Here is a 2,786-nt window from a genome sequence, read left to right as displayed (position 1 = left end):
TTTTCACCCTTTTCTTGTTTTATATCGTATACTGATAGATTAGCTACCATGTTAAAGATCTTATCTTAAACTCTTTTCGCCTTTATATTGATAGCGTACGAAAAGGGTTCGCTACCTTATATTGTGAAAGTGAATTAGTCACTAATTTGCTTTTATTCTGTTAGAAGATTTTGCAGAGTAGGTTTGGGTGCAGTGTGTTTGGTGCGATACTGCGCCTAACTATCGGCTTATCGCTGCGCTTCGAGATTGCTACGCAACTCTCGCTTGGGCTGCGCCACATTGGCTCAGTCACTCGAATTGCAGAGCAATTCTCGTGCCTGTCTTCGCAACTGCTCAGCTCGCCAACGTCGATAACCCTTGGTCGTTAGGCGCAATATCGCGATCTTTTTTTCTCTTTTATTATATAAGTTTTGGATTTTACCGTGGAGCTGCTCACGATCTACTTAAGGTTAGGTCGCTTTCACCCTTTTCTTGTTTTATATCGTATACTGATAGATTAGCTTCCATGTTAAAGATCTTATCTTAAACTCTTGTCACTTTCATATTGGATGGTACGAAAAGGGCTCGCTACTTTATATTGTGAAAGTGAATTAGCCACTAATTTGCTTTCATTCTATTTGAGGATTTTATAGAGTAGGGTTTTGGTGCAGTGTGTTAGGAGCGATACTGCGCCTAACTATCGGCTTATCGCTGCGCTTCGAGATGCTACGCACTCTCGCTTGGCCTTCGGCACATTGGCTCAGTCACTCGAATTGCAGAGCAATTCTCGTGCCTGTCTTCGCAACTGCTCAGCTCGCCAACGTCGATAACCCTTGGTCGTTAGCCGCAATGATCTAATATTCACTTATATTGTATATTTGAGAATGTTAATTTTTTAGACTTTTGTTTATTTGTTGTGAAAGGAGATACTAAATATGTTTGAGATAATGAGAAAGAAAGTAAAATTGTTGATTGCGCTTACCGTATTTATTGCCGTTCTACTTTCATCTTTTTACATTTATTATCTAAAATCTAGAAATCCGTATGGGCCTCAGAATGAAGTAGGTCTTCATTGGTCTGCGTATCAAGGTGTATTGGAATTATATGAAGCAGAGAATCGTTGTTCTTCTCTTCAAATGCGGTTACCTTCGAAGGCTGAGCTCTTAGACCTGTATAATAGCGGCGCTTACTGGATAAACGAAAGTTGTGAAGCTTACAAATCAATAAAATGGACATTTGACCCTGGCCAGTATTGCAATTACTGGTCACGTTCTCCTTCTGAAAATTGGACTTATGGGGTTAGAATGAAACCTGATCCAACGCTTTCTCTTAATGAGGAGAATTTAGTTGGAAGCTATGTGTATTTCAGTAAATTAGATGTAAGATGTGTTGAATAGGTAGAATTTATTTTTCAATGCAGACGTAATTAGTTATAGATTTGATCACTGCGGCTAACTATCGGCTTATCGCTGCGCTTCGAGATTGCTACGCAACTCTCGCTTGGGCTGCGCCACATTGGCTCAGTCACCCGAATTGCAGAGCAATTCTCGTGCCTGTCTTCGCTAATGCTCAGCTCGCCAACGTCGTCAAGCCTTGGTCGTTAGACGCCATGAGAAAAAAATTGGAATAGATATATGTCAGACCAAAACGATAAAGAACTCCCGAAAGACCAAGTAAAGAAACCGATCTCTTGGAATGAAATAATTAATTCTGTCTTTTTAGCTTATGGGGAAGAAGCCACAAAAGAATCTGAAGATAGTTGTATTCAATTGATTTCAGATTATCTAAAGGAAACCCTTAATAAGTATAAGACTCTAACCAATTATAATGTTCTAATACATTACGATCAAAATAGCATTAATAAAGGTGATGCAGACTCAATTTATGAATCTGTCGTTTCTTTTGATACTTCAAAACCTATTTTATACGTTATATATTCTCGAGGCGGATCGATAGGGACGGCTTATCTGATAGGTAAATTGCTAAGGGAGCACTGCGATGAGAAAATATCCTTTGCTATTCCTCGAATTGCAAAATCTGCAGCTACGTTGCTATGTTGTGTAGCTGATGAGATTCATATGGGGAGTTTGAGTGAATTAGGTCCAATAGATCCACAACTAAAGAATAAACCAGTCCTTGGCTTAAAAAATGCCATAGAGCATTTAGCTCAATTGGTAAGTGCTAACCCAGGATCATCGGAAATGTTTGCCAAATATTTGAATTTATCGATAGACCCAATAAATATTGGATATTATGAGCGGGTGGCAGAATCAGCTGTACAATATGCTGAAAGACTCTTAAAAACGCATAAGTTAAATATGGGCGAAGATATTAACAGAATATCTAACATACTAGTTTATACATATAAAGATCATGGTTTTGTGATAGATAAAGTTGAAGCCATCAGTATTTTTGGGAACGAAATTGTTCGACTTGATACGGATGAATATAGATTTTCAAATGAGGTCTATTCAGTTCTAAATTTAATATCGGCTATCGCTAATTATTTGAACCATGAGTTTACGTACATTGGGTCTTTAGATTCAAAATCAAAATTTTCAAAAGTAACTAATTAAGTAAAATTCTCACGGCGTCTAACTATCGGCTCTGACGCAGCGCTTCGAGATGCTTCGCACTCTCGCTTGGCCTCCGGCACATTTCGCTTTGTCACTCGTTTTGCAGGGCAAAACTCGCGCCAAGTCCTTCGGACTCGCGAAACGTCGTCAAGCCTTGGTCGTTAGACGCAATGGACAAAAATTATGTTGATTTTCGAAAAAGCAAATCATAAGCATCGTTTCCCATTTGCT

Annotated in this window: 2 protein-coding genes; both read left to right on the top strand. The window is 38.8% G+C overall.

Features of this window, described 5'->3' with window-relative positions; all coding sequences use genetic code 11:
* The first annotated feature begins 914 nt into the window (after window positions 1-914).
* Complete coding sequence (locus tag CH365_RS19765) at window positions 915-1,376, top strand: hypothetical protein (protein WP_100770268.1); 462 nt, start codon at window positions 915-917, stop codon at window positions 1,374-1,376.
* A gap of 237 nt (window positions 1,377-1,613) precedes the next feature.
* On the top strand, window positions 1,614-2,555 hold the full coding sequence (locus tag CH365_RS19760; protein WP_100770267.1) for an SDH family Clp fold serine proteinase: 942 nt from the start codon (window positions 1,614-1,616) through the stop codon (window positions 2,553-2,555).
* Window positions 2,556-2,786 lie beyond the last annotated feature (231 nt).

This window comes from Leptospira neocaledonica (assembly GCF_002812205.1).
Taxonomy (GTDB): domain Bacteria; phylum Spirochaetota; class Leptospiria; order Leptospirales; family Leptospiraceae; genus Leptospira_B; species Leptospira_B neocaledonica.
This window is presented reverse-complemented; position numbering and strand designations above follow the sequence as displayed.